The organism is Alcaligenes sp. Me129 (genome assembly GCF_050487245.1).
Taxonomy (GTDB): Bacteria; Pseudomonadota; Gammaproteobacteria; order Burkholderiales; family Burkholderiaceae_B; genus Alcaligenes; species Alcaligenes phenolicus.
Window position 1 is genome coordinate 21,621 of the sequence record NZ_JBKQGX010000007.1, and the last position, 19,633, is coordinate 41,253.

At 56.6% G+C, this 19,633-nt stretch carries 22 protein-coding genes; 4 read left to right on the forward strand and 18 right to left on the reverse strand.

The features are described from left to right. Positions 1–6 precede the first annotated feature (6 nt). The 3 genes from ACLPGZ_RS09070 to cysG are packed head-to-tail and all read left to right on the forward strand — an operon-like array spanning position 7 to position 5,016. The gene (locus tag ACLPGZ_RS09070; protein ID WP_239054900.1) at positions 7–1,839 is read left to right on the forward strand and encodes an assimilatory sulfite reductase (NADPH) flavoprotein subunit; all 1,833 of its coding nucleotides are present in this window, start codon (positions 7–9) and stop codon (positions 1,837–1,839) included. Positions 1,840–1,850: 11 nt separating this feature from the next. Continuing rightward, a complete protein-coding gene (gene cysI / locus ACLPGZ_RS09075) occupies positions 1,851–3,560 on the forward strand; it encodes an assimilatory sulfite reductase (NADPH) hemoprotein subunit (protein ID WP_035269572.1) in 1,710 nt (569 codons plus the stop codon). 1 nt (position 3,561) lies between these two features. After that, the gene (cysG, locus tag ACLPGZ_RS09080) at positions 3,562–5,016 is read left to right on the forward strand and encodes a siroheme synthase CysG (protein WP_226349462.1); all 1,455 of its coding nucleotides are present in this window, start codon (positions 3,562–3,564) and stop codon (positions 5,014–5,016) included. Positions 5,017–5,339: 323 nt separating this feature from the next. Here cysG and ACLPGZ_RS09085 read toward each other — a convergent pair whose 3' ends face one another. The 5 genes from ACLPGZ_RS09085 to ACLPGZ_RS09105 all read right to left on the reverse strand — a co-directional run bounded on the left by ACLPGZ_RS09085 (position 5,340) and on the right by ACLPGZ_RS09105 (position 9,816). Beyond that, positions 5,340–6,089, reverse strand: coding sequence for an ABC transporter permease (locus ACLPGZ_RS09085; protein WP_254003233.1), 750 nt, complete (start codon positions 6,087–6,089; stop codon positions 5,340–5,342). A gap of 77 nt (positions 6,090–6,166) precedes the next feature. Further along, positions 6,167–7,363, reverse strand: a complete 1,197-nt coding sequence (locus ACLPGZ_RS09090) for an ABC transporter substrate-binding protein (RefSeq protein ID WP_115634628.1) — start codon at positions 7,361–7,363, stop codon at positions 6,167–6,169. Positions 7,364–7,373: 10 nt separating this feature from the next. Then, on the reverse strand, positions 7,374–8,183 hold the full coding sequence (locus ACLPGZ_RS09095; RefSeq protein WP_429641140.1) for an ABC transporter ATP-binding protein: 810 nt from the start codon (positions 8,181–8,183) through the stop codon (positions 7,374–7,376). After that, on the reverse strand, positions 8,180–9,271 hold the full coding sequence (locus tag ACLPGZ_RS09100) for an acyl-CoA dehydrogenase family protein (protein WP_429641141.1): 1,092 nt from the start codon (positions 9,269–9,271) through the stop codon (positions 8,180–8,182). The genes ACLPGZ_RS09095 and ACLPGZ_RS09100 overlap by 4 nt, the downstream gene beginning before the upstream one ends. Beyond that, on the reverse strand, positions 9,256–9,816 hold the full coding sequence (locus ACLPGZ_RS09105; protein WP_009462432.1) for a carboxymuconolactone decarboxylase family protein: 561 nt from the start codon (positions 9,814–9,816) through the stop codon (positions 9,256–9,258). The genes ACLPGZ_RS09100 and ACLPGZ_RS09105 overlap by 16 nt, the downstream gene beginning before the upstream one ends. A gap of 129 nt (positions 9,817–9,945) precedes the next feature. On the opposite strand from ACLPGZ_RS09105, the gene ACLPGZ_RS09110 reads away from it, so the two are divergent. Then, the gene (locus tag ACLPGZ_RS09110) at positions 9,946–10,914 is read left to right on the forward strand and encodes an AraC family transcriptional regulator (protein ID WP_429641142.1); all 969 of its coding nucleotides are present in this window, start codon (positions 9,946–9,948) and stop codon (positions 10,912–10,914) included. A 361-nt stretch (positions 10,915–11,275) separates the two neighbouring features. On the opposite strand, the gene rpsQ is transcribed toward ACLPGZ_RS09110, so the two are convergent. The 13 genes from rpsQ to rpsJ form a co-directional block, all read right to left on the reverse strand. Further along, a complete protein-coding gene (gene rpsQ / locus ACLPGZ_RS09115) occupies positions 11,276–11,551 on the reverse strand; it encodes a 30S ribosomal protein S17 (protein ID WP_009462428.1) in 276 nt (91 codons plus the stop codon). 1 nt (position 11,552) lies between these two features. Beyond that, complete coding sequence (gene rpmC, locus ACLPGZ_RS09120; RefSeq protein ID WP_003803032.1) at positions 11,553–11,744, reverse strand: 50S ribosomal protein L29; 192 nt, start codon at positions 11,742–11,744, stop codon at positions 11,553–11,555. Between the two features lie 9 nt (positions 11,745–11,753). Continuing rightward, positions 11,754–12,170 carry a 50S ribosomal protein L16 gene (gene rplP / locus ACLPGZ_RS09125; protein WP_003803033.1) on the reverse strand — a complete coding sequence of 139 codons (417 nt, stop codon included), beginning with the start codon at positions 12,168–12,170 and terminating at the stop codon, positions 11,754–11,756. Between the two features lie 3 nt (positions 12,171–12,173). Beyond that, positions 12,174–12,947, reverse strand: a complete 774-nt coding sequence (gene rpsC, locus ACLPGZ_RS09130; RefSeq protein WP_003803035.1) for a 30S ribosomal protein S3 — start codon at positions 12,945–12,947, stop codon at positions 12,174–12,176. Positions 12,948–12,956: 9 nt separating this feature from the next. Beyond that, entirely contained in the window at positions 12,957–13,286 is a 330-nt protein-coding gene (gene rplV / locus ACLPGZ_RS09135) for a 50S ribosomal protein L22 (RefSeq protein WP_009462426.1), read from the reverse strand. 3 nt (positions 13,287–13,289) lie between these two features. Continuing rightward, positions 13,290–13,565, reverse strand: coding sequence for a 30S ribosomal protein S19 (gene rpsS / locus ACLPGZ_RS09140; RefSeq protein ID WP_003803039.1), 276 nt, complete (start codon positions 13,563–13,565; stop codon positions 13,290–13,292). A gap of 12 nt (positions 13,566–13,577) precedes the next feature. Continuing rightward, positions 13,578–14,405, reverse strand: a complete 828-nt coding sequence (rplB, locus tag ACLPGZ_RS09145; RefSeq protein WP_003803041.1) for a 50S ribosomal protein L2 — start codon at positions 14,403–14,405, stop codon at positions 13,578–13,580. Position 14,406: 1 nt separating this feature from the next. Further along, positions 14,407–14,703, reverse strand: coding sequence for a 50S ribosomal protein L23 (gene rplW, locus ACLPGZ_RS09150; RefSeq protein WP_003803043.1), 297 nt, complete (start codon positions 14,701–14,703; stop codon positions 14,407–14,409). Continuing rightward, the gene (gene rplD, locus ACLPGZ_RS09155; protein ID WP_009462425.1) at positions 14,700–15,320 is read right to left on the reverse strand and encodes a 50S ribosomal protein L4; all 621 of its coding nucleotides are present in this window, start codon (positions 15,318–15,320) and stop codon (positions 14,700–14,702) included. The genes rplW and rplD overlap by 4 nt, the downstream gene beginning before the upstream one ends. 3 nt (positions 15,321–15,323) lie before the next feature. Beyond that, positions 15,324–15,998: a 50S ribosomal protein L3 gene (gene rplC / locus ACLPGZ_RS09160; RefSeq protein WP_003803046.1), complete on the reverse strand. Its 675-nt coding sequence runs from the start codon at positions 15,996–15,998 to the stop codon at positions 15,324–15,326. Positions 15,999–16,238: 240 nt separating this feature from the next. Continuing rightward, on the reverse strand, positions 16,239–17,081 hold the full coding sequence (locus tag ACLPGZ_RS09165; RefSeq protein WP_429641143.1) for an ATP-binding cassette domain-containing protein: 843 nt from the start codon (positions 17,079–17,081) through the stop codon (positions 16,239–16,241). Further along, positions 17,078–19,012, reverse strand: coding sequence for a glycine betaine ABC transporter substrate-binding protein (locus ACLPGZ_RS09170; RefSeq protein WP_429641144.1), 1,935 nt, complete (start codon positions 19,010–19,012; stop codon positions 17,078–17,080). Before ACLPGZ_RS09170 ends, ACLPGZ_RS09165 begins: the two co-directional genes overlap by 4 nt. Positions 19,013–19,284: 272 nt before the next feature. Then, positions 19,285–19,596, reverse strand: a complete 312-nt coding sequence (gene rpsJ, locus ACLPGZ_RS09175) for a 30S ribosomal protein S10 (protein WP_003803053.1) — start codon at positions 19,594–19,596, stop codon at positions 19,285–19,287. Positions 19,597–19,633 lie beyond the last annotated feature (37 nt).

Below are 19,633 nucleotides of genomic sequence, written 5' to 3' on the forward strand. Positions count from 1 at the left end.
GTCAGAATGCACGCCCTGTCCCGCCTCTCGGAGTCCAATCGCACGGCGATTGCTCAAATTACCGACGAGCTCGATCCGCTGTCCCTGAACTGGCTGTCCGGCTATCTCGCGGGTGTCGCGCAAGTGCGCCACACCGGCCTTCCCGCTCAAGCGCCTGTTTCTCCTGAACTGTCGTTGGTGCCCGCCGCCGCTGCGCCCGCCCAACGACCTGCCACTATTGTGTTTGGCAGCCAGACAGGCAATGCCCAACGCGTCGCCGAAGCCTTTGCCCAACGCTGCGAAGCCGCCGGCATCCCCGTGCGCCTGCTGCGCGCCGACCGTTACCCCACGCGCGAGCTGAAAGAAGAGCGTCTGCTGTACGTCATTATCAGCACCCAGGGTGAAGGCGACCCGCCAGACGATTCGATCGCGTTTTTCGAGTTCCTGTCCGGCGCCCGTGCTCCCAAGCTGCCCGAGCTGAAATTCGGTGTGCTGGGTCTGGGTGATTCCAGCTATCCCCTGTTCTGTGGGATCGCGGAAAAGATTGATCAACGTCTGCTGGCGCTGGGTGCGGAACGCATTCTGGACGCAGGGCTGGCTGATCTGGATATTGATACGGTCGCCGCCCCCTGGCAGGACAAAGCCTTTGGGTTTCTGGAAACGGATCACCAGGCCCACGCCGCTGCGGCCGTTCCTGCCGCCCAATCCAGCAACGTTACGGTGCTGGAAACCCAGACCCGCAGCAGCTTCACCCGAGACAATCCATTCCAGGCCACCGTGCTGCAAAGCCAAAGCATTACGGGCCGCGACAGCACCCGCAACATCTATCACTACGAGTTGTCGCTGGAAGGCAGTGGCCTGAAGTACCAACCCGGTGATGCCCTGGGTGTCTGGCCTACACAAAACGCCAAACTGGTCGAAGCGGTTATCCAGACGTTGAAGCTGGACCCGCAAGAGACCGTCACCATTCAGGACAAGTCGCACACGCTGCAAGAATGGCTTAGCCACTACCGCGAGCTGACGCAACTGACCAAACCTTTCCTGGTGGAACTGGCCAAGCGCAATAGCGATGCCGTGCTACAGACAGCCGTAGGCCCAGAAGGTTTGAGCACTTTGCAAGAGCTGCTGAAAACCCATCAAGTGCTGGACGTATTGGAACGCTTCCCGGCCACCTGGAGCGCTGCCGAGCTGGTGCAAGCCTTGCGCCCCCTGGCACCCCGCATGTACTCCATCGCCTCCAGCCAGTCCGAGGTGGACGAAGAAGTACATCTGACCGTGGCCAATGTGCATTACCAATTCAACGAGCAGGATCGTTGGGGCGTGGCTTCCGACTATCTGGCCCGCCTGAACGAAGGCGATACCGTGCCGGTCTTTATCGACCCCAATACACGCTTCCGCCTGCCTGAAGATACCAGCCGTGACGTGATCATGATTGGTCCCGGCACCGGCGTTGCCCCTTTCCGCGCCTTTGTGCAGGAGCGCAGCGTTCAGGGTGGCGAAGGTCGCAACTGGCTGTTCTTTGGCAACCCGCACTTTCACTCCGATTTCCTCTACCAGACCGAATGGCAACGCGCCTTGCAGGACGGCCAGTTGCAACACCTGGATCTGGCCTTCTCGCGCGATCAGGAAAACAAGATTTACGTCCAGCACCGCTTGCTGGAAAAAGCAGCCGAGGTCTATGCCTGGATTCAGGGCGGCGCCCACATTTATGTGTGCGGTGATGCCAACCAGATGGCCAAGGACGTACACCAGACCCTGCAGGAAATTGCCCGCCAGGAAGGTGGATTGGACGCAGACCAGGCTCGCAGCTGGTTGGAAGAACTCTCGGCGCAGGGCCGCTACGCCCGCGACGTTTACTGAGAAGCAAGGACATGACAGAAAAGAAAATCGCCGCTATCGAGCAAGTAAAAATTGATAGCCGCTATCTGCGCGGTGGCATTACCGAGGGTCTGGCAGACCCAATCACGGGCGCCATCAGCGAAGACGACAACAAGCTGCTGAAATTTCACGGCAGCTATCAGCAAGACGACCGCGACCAGCGTGAAGAGCGTCGCAAGCAAAAGCTGGAACCGGCGTTCAGCTTCATGATTCGCGCCCGCTTGCCCGGCGGCGTGGTTACGCCCGCCCAGTGGTTGGCCTTTGACCAGATCGCCTGTGACTGGGCCCAGTTTGGCCTGCGCATCACCACCCGTCAGACCTTTCAATGGCACGGCGTGCGCAAGCCCTTTTTAAAGCCCACACTGCAAGCCATCAACAAGGCCATGTCCACGACATTGGCTACTTGTGGTGACGTGAACCGTCAGGTGGTCAGCGCCACTAATCCCTTGCTGTCCGAGCAGCACGGTCTGGTTCAAGAGTGGGCTGACAAGATTTCCGAAACCTTCCTGCCCAAAACCCGCGCCTATGCCGAGATCTGGCTGGACGGCAAAAAAGTCGAAGACGCCATTGACGGCGAAGACTTTGAACCGATTTACGGCAAGACTTACCTGCCCCGCAAATTCAAGATCGGCATTGCCGTGCCTCCCTTGAATGATGTGGACGTATTTGCGCAGGACATCGGCCTGATCGCGATTATTGAAAACAACCAGTTGCTGGGCTTTAACGTCGCCATTGGTGGTGGCATGGGTGCCACACATGGCGACGACACCACCTATCCACGGCTGGGCAGCGTGATCGGCTTTGTACGCCCCGAGCAATTACTGGCCGTTTGCGAGGCCGTTATCACCACACAACGTGACCACGGCAACCGCGACGAGCGCCGTCATGCCCGTCTGAAATACACCGTGGATAAGCTGGGCGCCGACTGGTTCCTGGAAGAAGTGCAAAACCGCAGTGGTCAAACGCTGGAGCCGTCACGCCCCTACCATTTTGACCACAATGGCGACCGCTTCGGCTGGACCCAAGGCAGCAATGGCCGCTGGCACCTGAGCCTGCGTATCGATTCGGGCCGCATCATGGATACCGAAGTCGGCCCCTGGCTGACGGGTATGCGTGAGATCGCGAAGATCCACCAAGGGCAGTTCCGCCTGACCTGCAACCAGAACCTGATCATTGCCGATGTGCCTGAAGAAGATAAGGCCAAGATCGACAAGCTGGTCGCAGATCACAAGCTGGATGTGTACCAAACGCAAAGCGGCATACGCAGCAGCACGATTGCCTGTGTCTCTTTGCCGACCTGCGGTTTGGCCATGGCCGAGAGCGAACGCTACGCCCCCATCCTGCTGCCCAAGCTGGAAGCCTTGCTGGACAAGTACCAGCTGCGCGACGAGCGCATTGTGCTGCGTATCTCCGGCTGCCCCAACGGCTGCGCCCGTCCTTACCTGGGTGAAATTGCCCTGGTTGGCCGTGCTCTGGGCCGTTATGACTTGCGTTTGGGTGCGAACTTCAGCGGCGAACGCCTGAACGTAATCTATCGCCAAAATATTGCCGAACCTGAAATTCTGAGCATTCTGGATGAGCTGTTTGGCCGCTTCGCTGCCGAGCGTCTGGAAGGCGAGCACTTTGGCGATTTTCTGGTTCGCGCTGGCGTGGTTGCCGAGCCTACAAGCCGCTTGATTCCTTTAGTTTTACAGCCAGCCTGACATGAACCTCTTTCCTTTATTCGCCAACTTGAAGCAGCGCGCGGTATTGGTGATCGGCGGTGGAGAAATCGCCGAGCGCAAAGTGCGTCTGGTCCTGGCCGCCGGTGCCCAGGTCACGCTGGTCGCCCCCTATGTGGTGGACAGTCTGGAAGAGCTGGCGAATCAAGGGCGCATCACCCTGATTCGGGAGCGCTATCAGGCCCAGCATCTGCAAGGGGCCTGGCTGATTATTGCCGCCACTGACAAGCGTGACGTGAACCAGGTCATTGCCCAGGACGCACAAGAAGCCCGCATTCTGGTCAATGTGGTGGACGACCCCGAATTGTCCAGTTTTCAGGTGCCTGCCATTGTGGATCGTTCACCGCTGATTATTGCCATTTCCTCTGCAGGGTCGGCCCCCATGTTGGCACGGCGAGTACGGGAGCAATTGGAAACCATGTTGGACCACAGCCTGGGTGCGATCAGCCGTCTGGCGCAGGAATACCGCAGCGCCATTCGGCGCGCCCGCCCCGAGCTGGGTGCGCGCCGCCGTTTCTACGACTGGCTGCTGGATGGCCCGGTAGGTGCCGCCCTGCGCAGTCAGCAAGCCGAGCAAGCCCGCTTGAGCCTGGAGAGCGCGCTGCAACAGCCTGAGTCACCCCGCGCCACACAAGGCCGCGTGATTCTGGTGGGCGCCGGTCCAGGCGATCCAGGTCTGCTGACCCTGCATGCCCTGCGTGCACTGAATCGTGCTGATGTGATTCTGTACGATCGTCTTGTATCCGATCAGGTGATGGAGTTGGCTCGTCGCGATGCCCACCGTATTTTTGTAGGCAAGCAGTTGGGCGAAGATCATCACCAGACCCAAAACCGCATTCATCAGTTGATGATTGAACACGCCCGAGCAGGTCAAACCGTGGTGCGCCTGAAAGGCGGTGATGGCTTTATTTTTGGCCGTGGCGGTGAAGAACTGGAATATCTGGCCGAGCATGGCATCGCATTTGAAGTGGTACCCGGCATCACGGCTGCCATCGCATGTGCGGCTTATAGCGGTATTCCTCTGACCCATCGTGACCACGCGCAGTCCGTGCAATTCGTGACGGCACATCGTAAAAGCGGTCACGGTATCGAGGATTGGAACCCGCTACTGGATACCAGCCAGACGGTAGCTGTGTACATGGGTTTGCAGCAAATCCTGGGCTTTAGCCATGAGCTGGTGCAGCGTGGCCGTAGTGCCACTACGCCCTGCGCCTTGATTGAAAATGGCTCGCGCCCTGAACAGCGCACCTTGCTGTCCACGCTGCAAAACATTGCCCAGGATGCGCAGCAGCATCAGTTTGCCAGCCCCTGCATTCTGGTGATCGGTCAGGTAGCTACCTTGGGCAGTACCTTGTCCTGGTATGGCGAGCTAATCGACCAGCTCAGTCCACGTACAGCAATTACGCAGGATGCGGACAATACCCTGGTCGCTGCATGAAGGCAGTGATCAAGGCCTAGCTAGAGTCTCGTCTCAAGATCACTTTTCTATACATACCAACTAAGGCTCCAGTCAGTGCGGGATTAGCATCCTTGAATACCGCTTCAAACTGAATCTAAAAAGGCCCTCAACATCTCAAATGTTGAGGGCCTTTTTTATCTTTCTGCAGCTTCTGAAAAGCCACTAAGCACCAGGTAAAACTGCCAGCGCCTACAAGAACGGAACTGGCAGCGGCAGATAGCCTGAGCATGCTCTGTCACTTGTCTTTCCTGGGAATACAAAACAGTCAAAGCTCTTCACCTGCCGGCCCAAGGGCTGAGTATTTAGCGCTGTCCAAAAGCCGCAAACATGGCTCGCAACGCACTATCCAGCAGATAGCCAATCAGACCAATCAAGACAATTACGGCCATCAGTTCGGAATACGCCATACGGTCGCGCGTATCCAGAATCAGGTAACCCAAACCGGCCGACACACCCAGCATTTCGCAAGGTACCAGCACAATCCACAAGACGCCGATTGCCAGTCGGCTACCCGTCAGCACCGAGCCTACAATGCCGGGCAGAATCAAGTACAACAGCGTTTCCAGCTTGGTGGCCGCCAGACTGCGACCCAGCATCAGCCAGCGCGGATTCAGATGCCGTACGCCCGAGGCTGTATTCAGCAAGACAGGCCAGACACCGGCCACACCCAACAGAAAATAAATCGGTGCATCCCCAATGCCAAAGGCCATGACGGCAATAGGCATCCAGGACAGGGGCGAGATCATGCGCAGGAACTGGAACAAGGGAGTCAATGCGGCGTGAGCTCGCGCTGACAAGCCCAGCAGCAAACCGGCGGGCACGCCGACACCCAATGAGATCGCCAGCCCTACAAAAATACGTTGCAAGCTGGCACCTACGTGCATCCAGGTCTCGGACCAGCCCAGTATCTCCAGCAGGCTATGAAAGGCAGCTGCTGGTCCGAATTGCTGCATCAAAGGGCTGCTGGACCAGGCTGTGGCCAAGTACCACAGCACGACTCCCGCCAACAAACCGCCCAAGCCCCACAGGGTGCTGGCAATCCAGGCATTCATTTTGGGGCGTCGCAAAGACGCAGCCGATCGCGGATCAGACTGCGCCAATGACGGAGAAGAAGCAGACGCACTCAAACTCATACAACAATGCTCTCGTTGCGGGTGTATTGCTCGGACAAGCCAAACTGCGCCAGGCCCCCCTGCTTTTCCAACGCGGCACGGACAAAGCGGTCATCCACCAGATCGCTGGCTACGTGTTCAGGAGACAGCCCTTCCAGGAAACCACGCTCGCCCTGAATCAAGGTCCCTTGCAGCATTTGCACCAAGGACTCGGTGTAGCTGGGGAAAGGATAAGGTTGAAAATCGATACGCTGGTCGTCCCAGTCCGGATGACGAATCACGCCAGACTTCACGTATTGCGCACGATCCGCCGGGTCCGGGGACAGCACTTTCAACAGGTTTTCTTGAGTGTGCGGGGTATAGCGGTTCCCGCCTTCACGCGACAGGATCTGGGCCGCCTCGGCGCGGTGACTGCGTATCCAGATCTGTGCCTTGACCAGACCATCCACCACGGCTTGCGACCATTGGGGGCGAGTCTGCAAATCCTGCTCGTGCATGAAGGCCACGCAACAGGCGTGATCGCGCCAGACGTCGCCAGTAAAGCGCAAGATGCGGCCCATGCCCTGAGTTTCGGCTAAGGCATTGAAAGGTTCGGCCACCGTAAAACCGGCAATTCGCCCCGAGGCCAAGGCCGGCGGCATATCAGCAGGCGCCATCACCACCAGATTGACCTCATTGGGTGCCAGCGCACCGGCGTTTTTCACGACAGGCGTCAGGCCATGTGCTTTGAGCACATGCTGCAGCACCACGTTGTGAATCGAATACCAGAAAGGAATCGCCACCGTCTGCCCGCCCAATTGCTCGGCCGAGCTGATGTTCTGCGCCACCGTGATAGCAGAGCCACTCATGTGATTCCATGCCACCACTTTTGCAGGGACTTTGCTGCCGTAGCGCGCCCACACCGTCATGGGCGAGAGCAAGTGCACCAGATTGACCTGACCGGAGATGAAAGCCTCGATCAACTGAGCCCAACTGCGCACCATCACGGGCTTTTCAACCGCAATACCCGCTTCTTCAAAATATCCATTGTGATGCGCTACCAACATGGCGGTGGCATCGGTAATCGGCAAATAGCCGATACGCAAAGGCGCATTTGACTCACTTTGTGCACGGGCAGTCCCTTGGGCCAGCAAGGGCGCAGCACCCGCAACGGTCAGCAAAGACGCCAGTTTCAGCAAGTCGCGACGGGTACGGGACGTAGGAGATTCAATCATGAAATGCACCTTACAAAACAGCAGCGTGAACCGCCTGGGAGAGGCTTTGCTCCAGGCTGGCCACAATTTCCAGGCGTATGGCCTGAAGCCAGTTATCCAGATGAGATCGGGGGTGTGCCGGGCAGCTCCATTCACGCTGCAAACCGGCAGGACGGCCACCTAACAGCAGAACTCGGTCCGCCAGCAAAAGGGCCTCATCAATATCGTGAGTGACCAGCACAATGGCGCAGCCAGTCTGGTCGCGTATCGACAGAATCAGCTCCTGCATCTGGCGACGAGTTACTTCATCCAGGGCGCCAAAAGGTTCGTCCATCAACAAGACTTGTGGGCGTCGAGCCAGACAACGCGCAATGGCAACACGCTGTGCCATACCGCCCGACAAGGCACCAGGACGCTGATGACGGCTTTCATATAAGCCAACCTGACGCAGCGCCTGTTCAACTCGCAGGCGACGCTCTGCAGCGGATACGGAAGGTTGGCGTGCAAAGCCCAGACCAAAACCGGTATTGGCCTGCACATTCAGCCACGGCAAGAGAATGGCTTCTTGAAACGCCATGGCCAAAGCGGGATGAACCCCACGTATGGGCTGCCCCAGAAAGGACACCTCGCCTTGAGTGGGCGTTTGCAAACCGGCCAGTACCCGCAATAAAGAGGATTTACCCACTCCGCTGGGGCCCAGCAGCGCCACGATCTCGCCCGCGTGCACGTTCAAGTCCAGGTTCTGCAAGATAGTCTGGCCACCGTAGGCCAGACTGATACCCCGAGCGGACAAGAGCCCGGCCCCTTCAGAATCGGTATGCGAGGGGGCGCCGGAACTCATACTGCATCCTGCCCAAGTTCGGCTTTCAGTTGCGCCACCGTGGGTGAAATCAGAGGCACCAACATAGCTTCGCGATAACGGCGCAGCAGTTGCGGATGCTTGCCCTGCATATAGGTAGCCCCACCAATCGCAGAGCTTTCCAAGGCCACGGCTTGCGACGCCAGACCACTTAGCTGGATACGGACTTTGAACAGGTCAGGCGGCGTGGCCGAGCCGGGTTTACGTACGGCATCAACCAGCACATCCGACAATTCCTGCACACGATCCAGCAAGCGGCGGGCGGGCTGCTCCTGTACCCATTGGCAACGTGGCGCATCCAGCACTTGCTTCAAGGAGCGACGTGCCAAGCCCATGGTCATGCCGCATTGCAGCGCCATGAACCGGGGTCGTACCGAGCGCACAAAGTGACCGGCATCGGGATGCAGCAAACGCTCTTGTCCCAGACGCACGGCATTGAACTTCAAGGCGGCGGTATTGCTGCCGCGCAGTCCGACCAGATCCAGATCTGCCGAACGCTCCAGCCCTTGGTCGCCCAGTTCTGCCACCCAAATACCGGCTTGCTCTTCAGGCATGGCGGCCACAACGGCAACCAGGCAGTTGCCGGGACGCAGATTGGTAATCCAGGGCAAGCGGCCCTCAAACTGCCATTGCCCTTGTTCAGGCCGGGCACGCACTTGCAGCTCTTCAATGCCACCCAGAAACTTGATGGCATTGGACAGACCCGTCGCACCCGCAACACTGCCATCCAGCAAACCGGGTAGATAGCGCTCACGCATGGCGGGGTCCTGAACATCACGCAGGTATTCAATAAAGGTACGCTGGCTCCACAGGACAAAACCTGCCGTCAGCGAATGCTCGGCCACTTCCACGATGGATTGAACAGCATCACCGAAGTCGGAAAAATCCGCTTTCAGGCCCAGGCTCAACAAACCGTCTTGCGCCAGGCGAGGCAACAAGGCCTGCGCCTGAGATGCATCGCTATCCAGCGACAAAGCATGCTCTTCCAGCCACTGGGCCAAGCCAGGTGACAAAACAGGGCGCTCTGAGGCCAGCACAGGCTGCTCAGCGCGCTTTAAGGCGTTTCCCATGCGTAGGCCTCCAGCTGGCTATTGAGCGGCGTACGAGCCAGATTATTGGCAAAGTTGCAGATCGTCGCCAAGCCAATACCGGTAATCACTTCCAGAGCCTGCTGGTCGCCGTAACCGGCAGCACGGAAATCGGCCAGAGCCTGATCCGACACCTGACCACGGGTATCAATCACGGCGCGACTGAACAGAGCCAGAGCCTGCAGGCGCTCGTCGTTGATCTGATCAAAGCCACGCGCACGCAAAGCGGCCAGAATTTCCGGGTCCAGCTTGGCTTTATTGGTCGCAATGGCGGTGTGACCGGCCACGCAGAAGCGGCAACCGTGAGTGGTACCGGCAACCAGTTGCACGACTTCACGCTCGACCAGCGACAGGCTGGCGGTGGCGTTCAAGGCAGACATATCCTGATAGGCTTGCAGGGCAACGGGAGCATTAGCCAAAATAGCCAGCAAATTGGACAAAAAGCCGCTACCACGCACAGCTTTCTCAAGGGCTGGTTTGACCGCCTCTGGTGCGGAGTCCACAGTATGCAAAGTTAAGCGAGTCATGATGGCGACAATTCCTTAGTTAATCCGAGAAGGTTTCATTGTCGATTGACTGGCGCCTTATCTCCATGTGCGAACATAGCGGTATTCATATTAAAAATATCCACGAAAAGAAATAAGCATATTTTCTGCATGAGCGACTCTGCCTTTCCTGACAGCCATTGCGCTGTCGACTCCAAAGACACAGGACACCCTGTGGAGGAACTGCTCTTGTCCGGGCTGGAGATCTCTGCCAGCCTGTTTCACTTGGGGCAATACTGCAATCAATGGGAAAGCAGCCTGCACGGGCACCAACGCGCAGGCTTTCATGTGGTCTTGCATGGGCCGTGCTGGCTGCATATTCAGCATCAGGACGCCTTGGCCTTGCAGGCGGGTGATGCGGTGTTCTTCTTGCGGGATGTGCCCCATCGCTTAAGCTCCTCGCCCACGCCGCCAGACTGGAATGCGGCCATGCGGCGACAAACCATGCAGAGCCTGGAGCCACAAGTGCCACACAGTACGGGCTTGCTCTGTGGTTTTCTGGATCTGGGCCGTGGTTTGAGCGAATTGCTGCTGGCAACCGTGCCTGATGTTTTGTTGATTGATGGTTCTCAGACAGATGCAGATTCAGGACGCCCTTTGCTGGACTTGATCCAGGCCGAAATGCAACGCCAGCCGCAAGCCAACTCCAGCCTGCTGGAAAAGCTGGTGGAGCTGTTGTTGTTCTATACCTTGCGCCAGCAAATCGGACAGACACCTGCCGAAGGTGCCCTGCCCGCCGGCTTGATTCATCTGGCAAGTGACCCTGCCTTTGGTGGCCTGATCGAGCAGCTGCTGCGTGAACCCGCCAAAGCCTGGTCGGTGGACGATATGGCCGCCTACTTGAACATGTCACGCGCTGCCTTTCACCGCCGCTTTACCTTGCTATGCGGCATGGCACCGGCCCAGGTGCTGTTGCAGCTACGCATGCAACTGGCCAAGCGTCAGCTGGAACAAGGTTTGACCATGGAGCAGATTGCCGAGCGTATCGGTTATAGCTCTGCGGCCGCATTCAGCGCCGCGTTCAGGCGTAGTGTGGGTGTCAGCCCGGCACAATGGCGCAAGCAAGACGCGCGTCCATAAGTCAGCAAGCTGCTACAACTCTGACCCCCAGATTGTCGTCCTACCCCGAGTACGTATGCAGGGTAGCTGGCACGATATAGCCCTCGCCCCATAGTTGCCACCGCACAGAATAGAACAAGCTGTTCCCGCTTTTTTGTGAAGGCTTCCGGCTTACGCATACAAGCCGCTAAGCCCCAAGCTTGATCATTCAGTTCAGTTGCCGGTTCAAGCGGCATGACGGGCAACAAGACGAAATACGAACATTGCTCCTGTCTATGAGCAACAGCAAAGTGGACAAGCATAAAAAAACCCCAATCTGTAAACAGATCGGGGTTTTTGACCTACCAGAGCCAGGCCGAAGCCTGGACATCTGAGCAAGCGTTTAGATCACGCGGGCTGCTTCGATCAGACGCACAACAGTCCAGGACTTGCTGCGACTGATAGGACGGCCTTCGGTAATCTCAACGGTATCGCCTTCGTTGTACTGGTTGGTCTCGTCGTGCGCTTTGTATTTATTGGAGCGGACGATGATCTTGCCATACAAGGGATGTTTAACGCGGCGTTCAACCAGAACGACGACAGTTTTGTCCATCTTGTTGCTGACAACTTGACCGATCAGGGTACGTTGACGTTTTGCGGTAGTTTGAGTTTCGCTCATCTTACTTTCCTGCGGTCTCAGCCATGACGGTACGGACGCGAGCGATGTCGCGACGTACTTTGCCCAATTGGCTGGTGTTGGAAAGCTGTTGAGTAGCACGCTGCATGCGCAGGTTAAATTGTGCTTTCAACAGGCTCTCGAGCTCTTTTTGGAGCTCGGCGGCATCTTTAGTACGGAGTTCGCTGGCTTTCATGACGTCTCCTTAAGCACCGATCTGACGCGTTACGAACGTCGTCGAGATAGGCAGCTTGGCAGCGGCCAGACGGAATGCTTCGCGTGCCAGCTCTTCGCTAACACCTTCCATTTCGTACAGGACCTTGCCTGGTTGAATCTCAGCGACCCAGAACTCTGGATTACCCTTACCGTTACCCATACGAACTTCGGCAGGTTTCTGCGAAATTGGCTTATCGGGGAAGATGCGGATCCAGATGCGGCCACCACGTTTGATGTGACGGTTAATTGCACGACGTGCTGCTTCGATCTGGCGAGCAGTCAGACGGCCACGGTCAGTGGCTTTCAGACCAAATTCGCCAAACGAAACTTGCGCACCGCGAGTAGCCAGACCGGTGTTACGGCCTTTGTGCTCTTTGCGATACTTTCTGCGAGAAGGTTGCAGCATGTTTTATTCTCCTTCGGACGCAGCAGGAGCAGCGTCTTTACGAGGACCGCGGCCACGACCACCTGGACGGCGGTTTTCAGGGCGGTCACCACGTGGACGACGTGGGCGGCGCTCTTCAGGGGCTACGGTGTCAACAGGCATTTCGCCGTTAGGCAGCATGTCGCCCTTGTAGACCCAGACCTTGATACCGATGATCCCGTACGTCGTGTGCGCTTCGGAAGTACCGTAATCGATGTTAGCGCGCAGGGTGTGCAGAGGCACACGGCCTTCGCGGTACCATTCGGTACGAGCGATTTCGATGCCGTTCAAGCGACCCGAGCTCATGATCTTGATGCCTTGGGCACCCAGACGCATGGCGTTTTGCATGGAACGCTTCATCGCACGACGGAACATGATGCGCTTTTCCAATTGCTGAGCAATGGAGTCGGCGATCAGTTGAGCGTCGGTTTCAGGTTTGCGAATTTCTTCGATGTTAACGTGCACTGGCACGCCCAACAGGCGCTGCAGGTCAGCCTTCAGGCTTTCGATATCCTCGCCGCGCTTGCCGATCACTACACCAGGACGAGCCGAGTAAATAGTGATGCGAGCATTCTTGGCAGGACGCTCGATGACCACACGGCCAACGGACGCACTTTTCAGCTTGCGTTTCAGGTATTCGCGCACACGGATGTCGTCAGCCAACATCGTACCGAACTCAGCACCGTCAGCGTACCAACGCGAGCTCCAGTTACGGTTAACAGCCAGGCGGAACCCAATTGGGTGGATTTTCTGTCCCATTGTGACTCCTTAAGCGCCGACTTTGACCACAATGTGGCAAGTCTGCTTCTCAATACGGTTACCGCGGCCTTTGGCTCGTGCAGAAAAACGCTTCAACGACTGAGCCTTGTCCACGTAAATGGAGGTGACTTTCAGTTCGTCGATGTCGGCGCCGTCATTGTGCTCAGCGTTGGCAATAGCCGATTCCAGAGCTTTCTTGATGATGCCAGCGGCTTTCTTGGGAGTGAAAGTCAGCGTATTCAGAGCGTGAGCGACGGACTTGCCGCGGACCATGTCCGCAACCAGACGTGCTTTTTGCGCCGAAATATGGACTCCACGAATAATTGCTGTAGTTTCCATCACTTATCTCCGGGCCTTTTTGTCCGCAGCGTGACCCTTGAAAGTACGGGTCAAAGCGAACTCGCCGAGCTTGTGGCCAACCATGTTCTCGTTGATGTAAACGGGAATGTGTTGACGGCCATTGTGAACGGCAATCGTCAGCCCAATGAACTCGGGCAGGATGGTAGAGCGGCGCGACCAGGTTTTGATTGGTCGCTTGTCGTTACCCACAACGGCTGCGTCAACCTTTTTGATCAGGTGAGCATCAACGAATGGGCCTTTTTTGATCGAACGTGACATAGTGTTCGCCCCTTACTTGCGCTTACGGCGCGAAACAATCATGTTGTCTGTGCGCTTGTTACGACGGGTGCGGTAGCCCTTGGCAGGAGTACCCCATGGGCTGACTGGCTCACGGCCTTCACCCGTACGACCTTCACCACCACCGTGCGGGTGATCGACTGGGTTCATCGCCACACCGCGAACGGTAGGACGAATACCACGCCAGCGAACAGCACCGGCTTTACCGATTTGACGCAGGCTGTGATCGTGGTTGCTGACTTCGCCAATCGTGGCGCGGCAGTCGATGTGAATGCGGCGAACTTCACCGGAACGCAGACGCACTTGAGCGTACGTGCCTTCACGAGCCAGCAACACAGCGGAACCACCAGCGGAACGAGCGATTTGAGCACCCTTACCAGGCAGCATCTCGATGCAGTGAATGGTTTGACCCACAGGAATGTTGCGGATAGGCAAAGTGTTGCCGGAACGGATAGGAGCTTCCGCGCCAGACACAACCGTTGCACCCACTTCCAGACCACGAGGGGCGATGATGTAACGACGCTCGCCGTCTGCGTAGCACACCAATGCGATGTGAGCGCTGCGGTTAGGGTCGTATTCCAGACGTTCTACTTTCGCAGGAATACCGTCCTTGTTGCGACGGAAGTCGACAATACGGTAATGCTGCTTGTGACCGCCGCCACGGTGACGAACCGTGATGTGGCCGTTGTTGTTACGGCCAGCACTGCTGGATTTCTTTTCCAGCAAAGCCGCGTAAGGAGCGCCTTTGTGCAGTTCAGGGTGAACCACTTTGATCATGCCACGGCGACCTGGCGACGTTGGTTTTACTTTTACCAATGCCATATTAGTTCACCTCAGAAAAGTCGAGTTCCTGACCGGGCTTGAGCGAGACATATGCCTTGCGCACACTGCGGCGGCGACCCATGAAACGGCCAAAGCGCTTTTCCTTGCCCTTCTGATTGAGCACCTGCACCGACTCAACTTCTACTTTGAACAGCAGTTCAATAGCAGCTTTGATTTCAGGCTTGGTAGCATCAGGAGCGACGCGGAAAGCGATTTGCTGATTTTTTTCGGCAACGTACGTGGCTTTTTCAGTCACGACAGGAGCCAGAATTACTTGCAATAGACGTTCGGCGTTCATCCCAACATCTCCTCAAACTGAGCGACAGCCGCTTTGGTGACCAACACTTTTTTGTAGTGGATCAGGGACAGCGGGTCGGCGTAGCGTGGTTCAACCACAGCAACGTGAGGCAGGTTACGCGTAGCCAGGTACACGTTCTCGTCCAGCGCGTCGGTGATGATCAGCACGGATTCCAGGCCCAGGTCTTTCAGCTTGTTGGCTGCCAGACGGGTCTTGGGTGCTTCCAGAGTGAAGGAATCAACAACCAACAGACGCTCGTCACGGACCAACTGAGACAGAATCGCGCTGATACCGGCGCGGTACATCTTCTTGTTGACCTTGTGTGCGTAGTTTTCTTCACCGGTGTTGGGGAATGCACGACCGCCTCCACGCCACACGGGCGAGGATGTCATACCAGCACGAGCGCGGCCGGTGCCTTTCTGGCGCCATGGCTTCTTGGTGCTGTGGTTGACTTCGGCACGAGTCAATTGCTTGCTGTTACCGCTGCGAGCATTGGCTTGGTATGCAACAACGATCTGGTGAACCAGTGCTTCGTTGAATTCACGACCGAAAACGGTTTCGTTGGCCTGCAATGTGGATGCAGCTTGGCCTTGTTCGTTCAGGAGCTTCAGTTCCATGGATTAGGCTCCTTTCACAGCAGGGCGCACAACGATATTGGCATTCTTGTGACCTGGGACAGCGCCCCGGACCAGCAACAAGCCACGCTCGGCGTCGACGCGGATCACGTCAAGATTCTGAACCGTACGGGTAACGTCACCCATATGGCCCGACATTTTTTTACCTTTGAACACACGGCCTGGATCCTGGGCTTGACCAATGGAACCGGGTACGCGGTGCGAGCGCGAGTTACCGTGGCTGTTACGCTGGCCGCCAAAATTGTGGCGTTTGATGGTACCGGCAAAGCCTTTACCAATCGTGGTGCCCGTAACGTCAACCTTCTGACCCGCTTCGAAAATGCTTTCCACAGCAACTACGGAACCGGCGGAAAGCTCGGCGATAGCAGCGGGGTCGAGGCGGAATTCTTTCAGGATGCTGCCAGCTTCAACGCCAGCTTTTGCATAGTGCCCTGCCTGGGGCTTGGTAACGCGTGTTGCACGACGGGTGCCAAAGGCAACCTGTACAGCAGCGTAACCGTCAACTGCGGGCGTCTTGACCTGGGTGATGCGGTTGTTGGACACGTCCAGCACGGTCACAGGGATGGACTCGCCTTCCTCTGTAAACACACGGGTCATGCCAACTTTACGCCCAACAAGGCCCAGCCGCCACGCGGCAGGCGTAGGTGTCGAGTTCGACATCGTTTTCTCCATTCCTGACTACGATTGGTCAGGGCTAACTGAGAGTACACGCAATAATTTGCGCGACGACCATAGCCAAAACTTTTTGGCTAAGCTAGTAAATATAGCACGCAGCTGTAAAGCCAAGCAAGATTTACTGCAAAAATCCGCCCTAAACTGCTTGATTGACAACAGTTTTTTTGAATTCGGGGTGCTTGGCTACACAGTCTGAATCAGAAAAATTGATCTGCCGCGCATTTTCTATTGGTGTGCCTTATTGACAAAACGAGCCACGTATTCGTTCACCGGTTCATCACGAATTTGAGCCGGAGTACCGCTTTGTTCCACCCTGCCCTCACGTAGCACCACAATATGCTGGCCCAACCGTAATGCCTCATCAATATCGTGAGTAATAAAGATGATGGTTTTGTTCAGGCTGCTTTGCAGGTGTAAAAGCTCATCCTGCATCTCGTAGCGAATCAAGGGATCCAGGGCCGAGAAGGCTTCGTCCATCAAAAGAATGTCTGCATCAACGGCCAAGGCTCGGGCAAGTCCTACTCGTTGCTGCATCCCGCCTGACAATTCGTCCGGATAGTTATCGGCATAATCATGCAGACCCACGCGCTCCAGCCATTGCCGAGCCTGCTCTCTGGCCTGTGAACGCTTGTCTCCTCGGACCTCCAGACCGAAGGCGACGTTCTCCACCACCGTCAAATGGGGCAGCAAGCCAAAGGCCTGAAAGACCATGCTGATTCCATAGCGACGAAATTGTCGCAAGCTGGCCATGTCCAGCTGCAATATGTCCTGCCCATCCACCAACACCTGCCCGGCACTGGGGTCAATCAAACGGTTGATGTGACGCACCAGCGTGGATTTGCCCGAACCGGATAAACCCATGACGCAGGATATCTGCTGCGCGGGAAAGCAGGCATCGACCCCCGCCAGGCCTACGATGCAATCCGTCTGCTTTTGCACGGCCTGCTTGTCGGCCCCCTGCTTTAACAGCTCTACGGCTTCGGTCGCCCGGCTCCCAAAGACCTTATAAACGTCTCGCAGTTCTATTTTGCAGGCCTGCTCACCCGAGGGGGTAGGAATGGTATTCATGCTTGCCTCCTGACCTTACGACGGTGACGCTGAGAACGACCAAAGGATTGAGAGATTCGGTCAATAACAATGGCCAGGATCACAATCGCCCCCCCTGCCTGCAAACCACGCCCTATATCCAGTGTCTGAATACCAGCCAGCACGTCTTCACCCAAACCCTGGGCTCCAATCATGGAAGCGACCACCACCATGGACAAGGCCATCATGGTGGTTTGATTAATACCGGCCATGATGCTGGGCCGCGCCAGGGGCAAGGTGACCTTGGTCAGCATTTGCCAGCGTGTAACCCCGTACGCCTGGGCTGCTTCCATCACATGTTTGTCCACCTTTCGCAAGCCCAGGCTGGTCAGGCGAATCAAGGGAGGGACGGCATAGACAACAGTGGCCAAAACGGCGGGAACCTTACCCAGACCGAACAGCATCAGTACCGGGATCAGATACACAAAACTGGGCATGGTTTGCATCACATCCAGTACGGGCGTCAGCACTTTTCTAAGCAGGCGGCTACGAGCACTAAGAATGCCAACCGGGACGCCGATCAGCACAGAAAAGACCGTGGCCACCAGTACCAAGGTGAAGGTTTGCATCAGCTTGTCCCACAGGCCCATAGCGCCTATCAAGTACAGGCCAGCTACATAGAGCAGAACAGGCAAAAAGCGCCGTTGTCCCCACCACGCCAGCAAACCGGTTAAAGCCAGAATCGCCCAGGCAGGCACCTGCTGCAAGACACGCTCCACCGGCAAAATGGCATGCGTCAGAATCCAGGCGCTGATCTGGCGAAAACCTGTGCCCCAATCCTGCACGGCCACCAACAACTGACGGTTAACCCAGTCTGCAGCTGACCACTCCGGGAAGAAGCGGGACTGCGCTGCGGCGACCGGCTGTATTGCCTGAGGTTCCAAAGCTGCCTGCAAGCGATCTGCCTGGGCCATTGGCATCCACTGACGCCATTGCTCTGCATTCTCTTTCAGGAACTTCTGTACCTGCGTGCTGGCGTTCTGCCCACCCTCTGTCATGCCCAAAATGATCTTGTTCATCTGTTCGGGCTCTAGCTGGATCTTTTCAAACAAGGTCACCAGCTCGGGGTGGGACTCTACGAAAGGAGTAGAAGCCGCCACGCCTATATGCGCCAGGATAAAGTCCGTTGGACAGATCTTGCCCTTACCCGACACAGCGGCTTCCCAACAGCTTTCATTGAAAGGCGCGCTAGCTAACTTCTTGAAGGAATACTTGGCCATCAGACCCGCAGGCTGCCAGTAATAGAACAGGATGGGTTCACGCCTGTCATAGGCGGCGCTGATTGCCGCATCCAGAGCCGCACCCGTACCGGGTCGAAAGTTTTGATAGTGTTCGCCCAGACCATAGAGATCGAACAGGCGACTATTGAAGGTTTCACATACCCAGCCAGAGGGGCAGTTATAGAAGCGGCCTTTATTGGGCTGTTCCGGGTCACTAAAAACAGTGGCGCAGCGCCCTAAATCCTCAACTTTCTGTAGATCGGGTGCAGTGGGCTTGATTCCCTTGTCCGGGTCGCCGTCGACGACATAGTCCGGCACATACCAGCCCTGTTCTGCCCCACCCTTCAGGGTATTACCAAGTACCTGCACCTGGCCGGCTTCAATGGCTTTTTCAATGATCTCGGTACGTCCCGACCAGATCTCGCCAATTACTTGAATATCATTTTGCGCCAGCGCACTTTCCAAAGCCGCCGAGGAGCCTGGAACCCGTTCGGTCTTGCAACCGTAGGCCTTCTCCAGAATCTGCTGATACAGCTCGGTGCTAAATGCTGCGCTCTCCCAGCTCAGGTCCGCCAGCCGTATGGGTTTGTCGTCCCCACACGCTTGCGCTGATGCACTGCTTCCCCACAGACATAGCCAGAGCGCCAGGAAATACCACAGGGCCAGGAACGGCTGTCGTCTCCGATTTATCATTCTTGTCCTCCTTCAACCCTGCCCATCGTCGCATTTGTAGCCCTGGCAAAGTGTGTCCGGTCGTAAAAAATAGACCAAAACCCGCTTTTTCCCAATCACAACACCATGATGAACTAGCCATGAAGCACCTGAGAGCAAAGCTCTTGTTCTGTTCAGGATAAACGGGCAGTCGCCATTGCTCCTGCAGCGTCCGAAGGAAACGTGCAGACGAAAAAAAACGCCATGCAGTTGCATGGCGTTTCTTTCGATGTAACTCGAACAGCTAGGCAGAATTACTGCAGAGCGATTTCGACGTCAACACCGGCTGGCAAATCCAGACGCATCAGAGCGTCGACGGTCTTGTCGGTAGGATCGACAATGTCCATCAAGCGCTGGTGGGTACGCATTTCAAACTGATCGCGCGATGTCTTGTTGACGTGCGGCGAACGCAGAATGTCGTAGCGACGGATACGTGTTGGCAGTGGTACTGGACCACGAACAACAGCGCCAGTGCGCTTGGCGGTTTCTACGATCTCAGCAGCAGACTGATCGATCAACTTGTAATCGTAAGCCTTCAGACGGATGCGGATTTTCTGGTTTTTCATGGGTAATCCTAAAGAACGATATAAGTGGGGGCTTTGT

Excerpts from the sequence above, each read along its gene's own strand:
- ACLPGZ_RS09070 (WP_239054900.1), top strand. The coding sequence starts at position 7 with ATGCACGCCCTGTCCCGCCTCTCGGAGTCCAATCGCACGGCGATTGCT.
- cysI (WP_035269572.1), top strand. The coding sequence starts at position 1,851 with ATGACAGAAAAGAAAATCGCCGCTATCGAGCAAGTAAAAATTGATAGC.
- cysG (WP_226349462.1), top strand. The coding sequence starts at position 3,562 with ATGAACCTCTTTCCTTTATTCGCCAACTTGAAGCAGCGCGCGGTATTG.
- ACLPGZ_RS09085 (WP_254003233.1), bottom strand. The coding sequence starts at position 6,089 with ATGAATGCCTGGATTGCCAGCACCCTGTGGGGCTTGGGCGGTTTGTTG.
- ACLPGZ_RS09090 (WP_115634628.1), bottom strand. The coding sequence starts at position 7,363 with ATGATTGAATCTCCTACGTCCCGTACCCGTCGCGACTTGCTGAAACTG.
- ACLPGZ_RS09095 (WP_429641140.1), bottom strand. The coding sequence starts at position 8,183 with ATGAGTTCCGGCGCCCCCTCGCATACCGATTCTGAAGGGGCCGGGCTC.
- ACLPGZ_RS09100 (WP_429641141.1), bottom strand. The coding sequence starts at position 9,271 with ATGGGAAACGCCTTAAAGCGCGCTGAGCAGCCTGTGCTGGCCTCAGAG.
- ACLPGZ_RS09105 (WP_009462432.1), bottom strand. The coding sequence starts at position 9,816 with ATGACTCGCTTAACTTTGCATACTGTGGACTCCGCACCAGAGGCGGTC.
- ACLPGZ_RS09110 (WP_429641142.1), top strand. The coding sequence starts at position 9,946 with ATGAGCGACTCTGCCTTTCCTGACAGCCATTGCGCTGTCGACTCCAAA.
- rpsQ (WP_009462428.1), bottom strand. The coding sequence starts at position 11,551 with ATGAGCGAAACTCAAACTACCGCAAAACGTCAACGTACCCTGATCGGT.
- rpmC (WP_003803032.1), bottom strand. The coding sequence starts at position 11,744 with ATGAAAGCCAGCGAACTCCGTACTAAAGATGCCGCCGAGCTCCAAAAA.
- rplP (WP_003803033.1), bottom strand. The coding sequence starts at position 12,170 with ATGCTGCAACCTTCTCGCAGAAAGTATCGCAAAGAGCACAAAGGCCGT.
- rpsC (WP_003803035.1), bottom strand. The coding sequence starts at position 12,947 with ATGGGACAGAAAATCCACCCAATTGGGTTCCGCCTGGCTGTTAACCGT.
- rplV (WP_009462426.1), bottom strand. The coding sequence starts at position 13,286 with ATGGAAACTACAGCAATTATTCGTGGAGTCCATATTTCGGCGCAAAAA.
- rpsS (WP_003803039.1), bottom strand. The coding sequence starts at position 13,565 with ATGTCACGTTCGATCAAAAAAGGCCCATTCGTTGATGCTCACCTGATC.
- rplB (WP_003803041.1), bottom strand. The coding sequence starts at position 14,405 with ATGGCATTGGTAAAAGTAAAACCAACGTCGCCAGGTCGCCGTGGCATG.
- rplW (WP_003803043.1), bottom strand. The coding sequence starts at position 14,703 with ATGAACGCCGAACGTCTATTGCAAGTAATTCTGGCTCCTGTCGTGACT.
- rplD (WP_009462425.1), bottom strand. The coding sequence starts at position 15,320 with ATGGAACTGAAGCTCCTGAACGAACAAGGCCAAGCTGCATCCACATTG.
- rplC (WP_003803046.1), bottom strand. The coding sequence starts at position 15,998 with ATGTCGAACTCGACACCTACGCCTGCCGCGTGGCGGCTGGGCCTTGTT.
- ACLPGZ_RS09165 (WP_429641143.1), bottom strand. The coding sequence starts at position 17,081 with ATGAATACCATTCCTACCCCCTCGGGTGAGCAGGCCTGCAAAATAGAA.
- ACLPGZ_RS09170 (WP_429641144.1), bottom strand. The coding sequence starts at position 19,012 with ATGATAAATCGGAGACGACAGCCGTTCCTGGCCCTGTGGTATTTCCTG.
- rpsJ (WP_003803053.1), bottom strand. The coding sequence starts at position 19,596 with ATGAAAAACCAGAAAATCCGCATCCGTCTGAAGGCTTACGATTACAAG.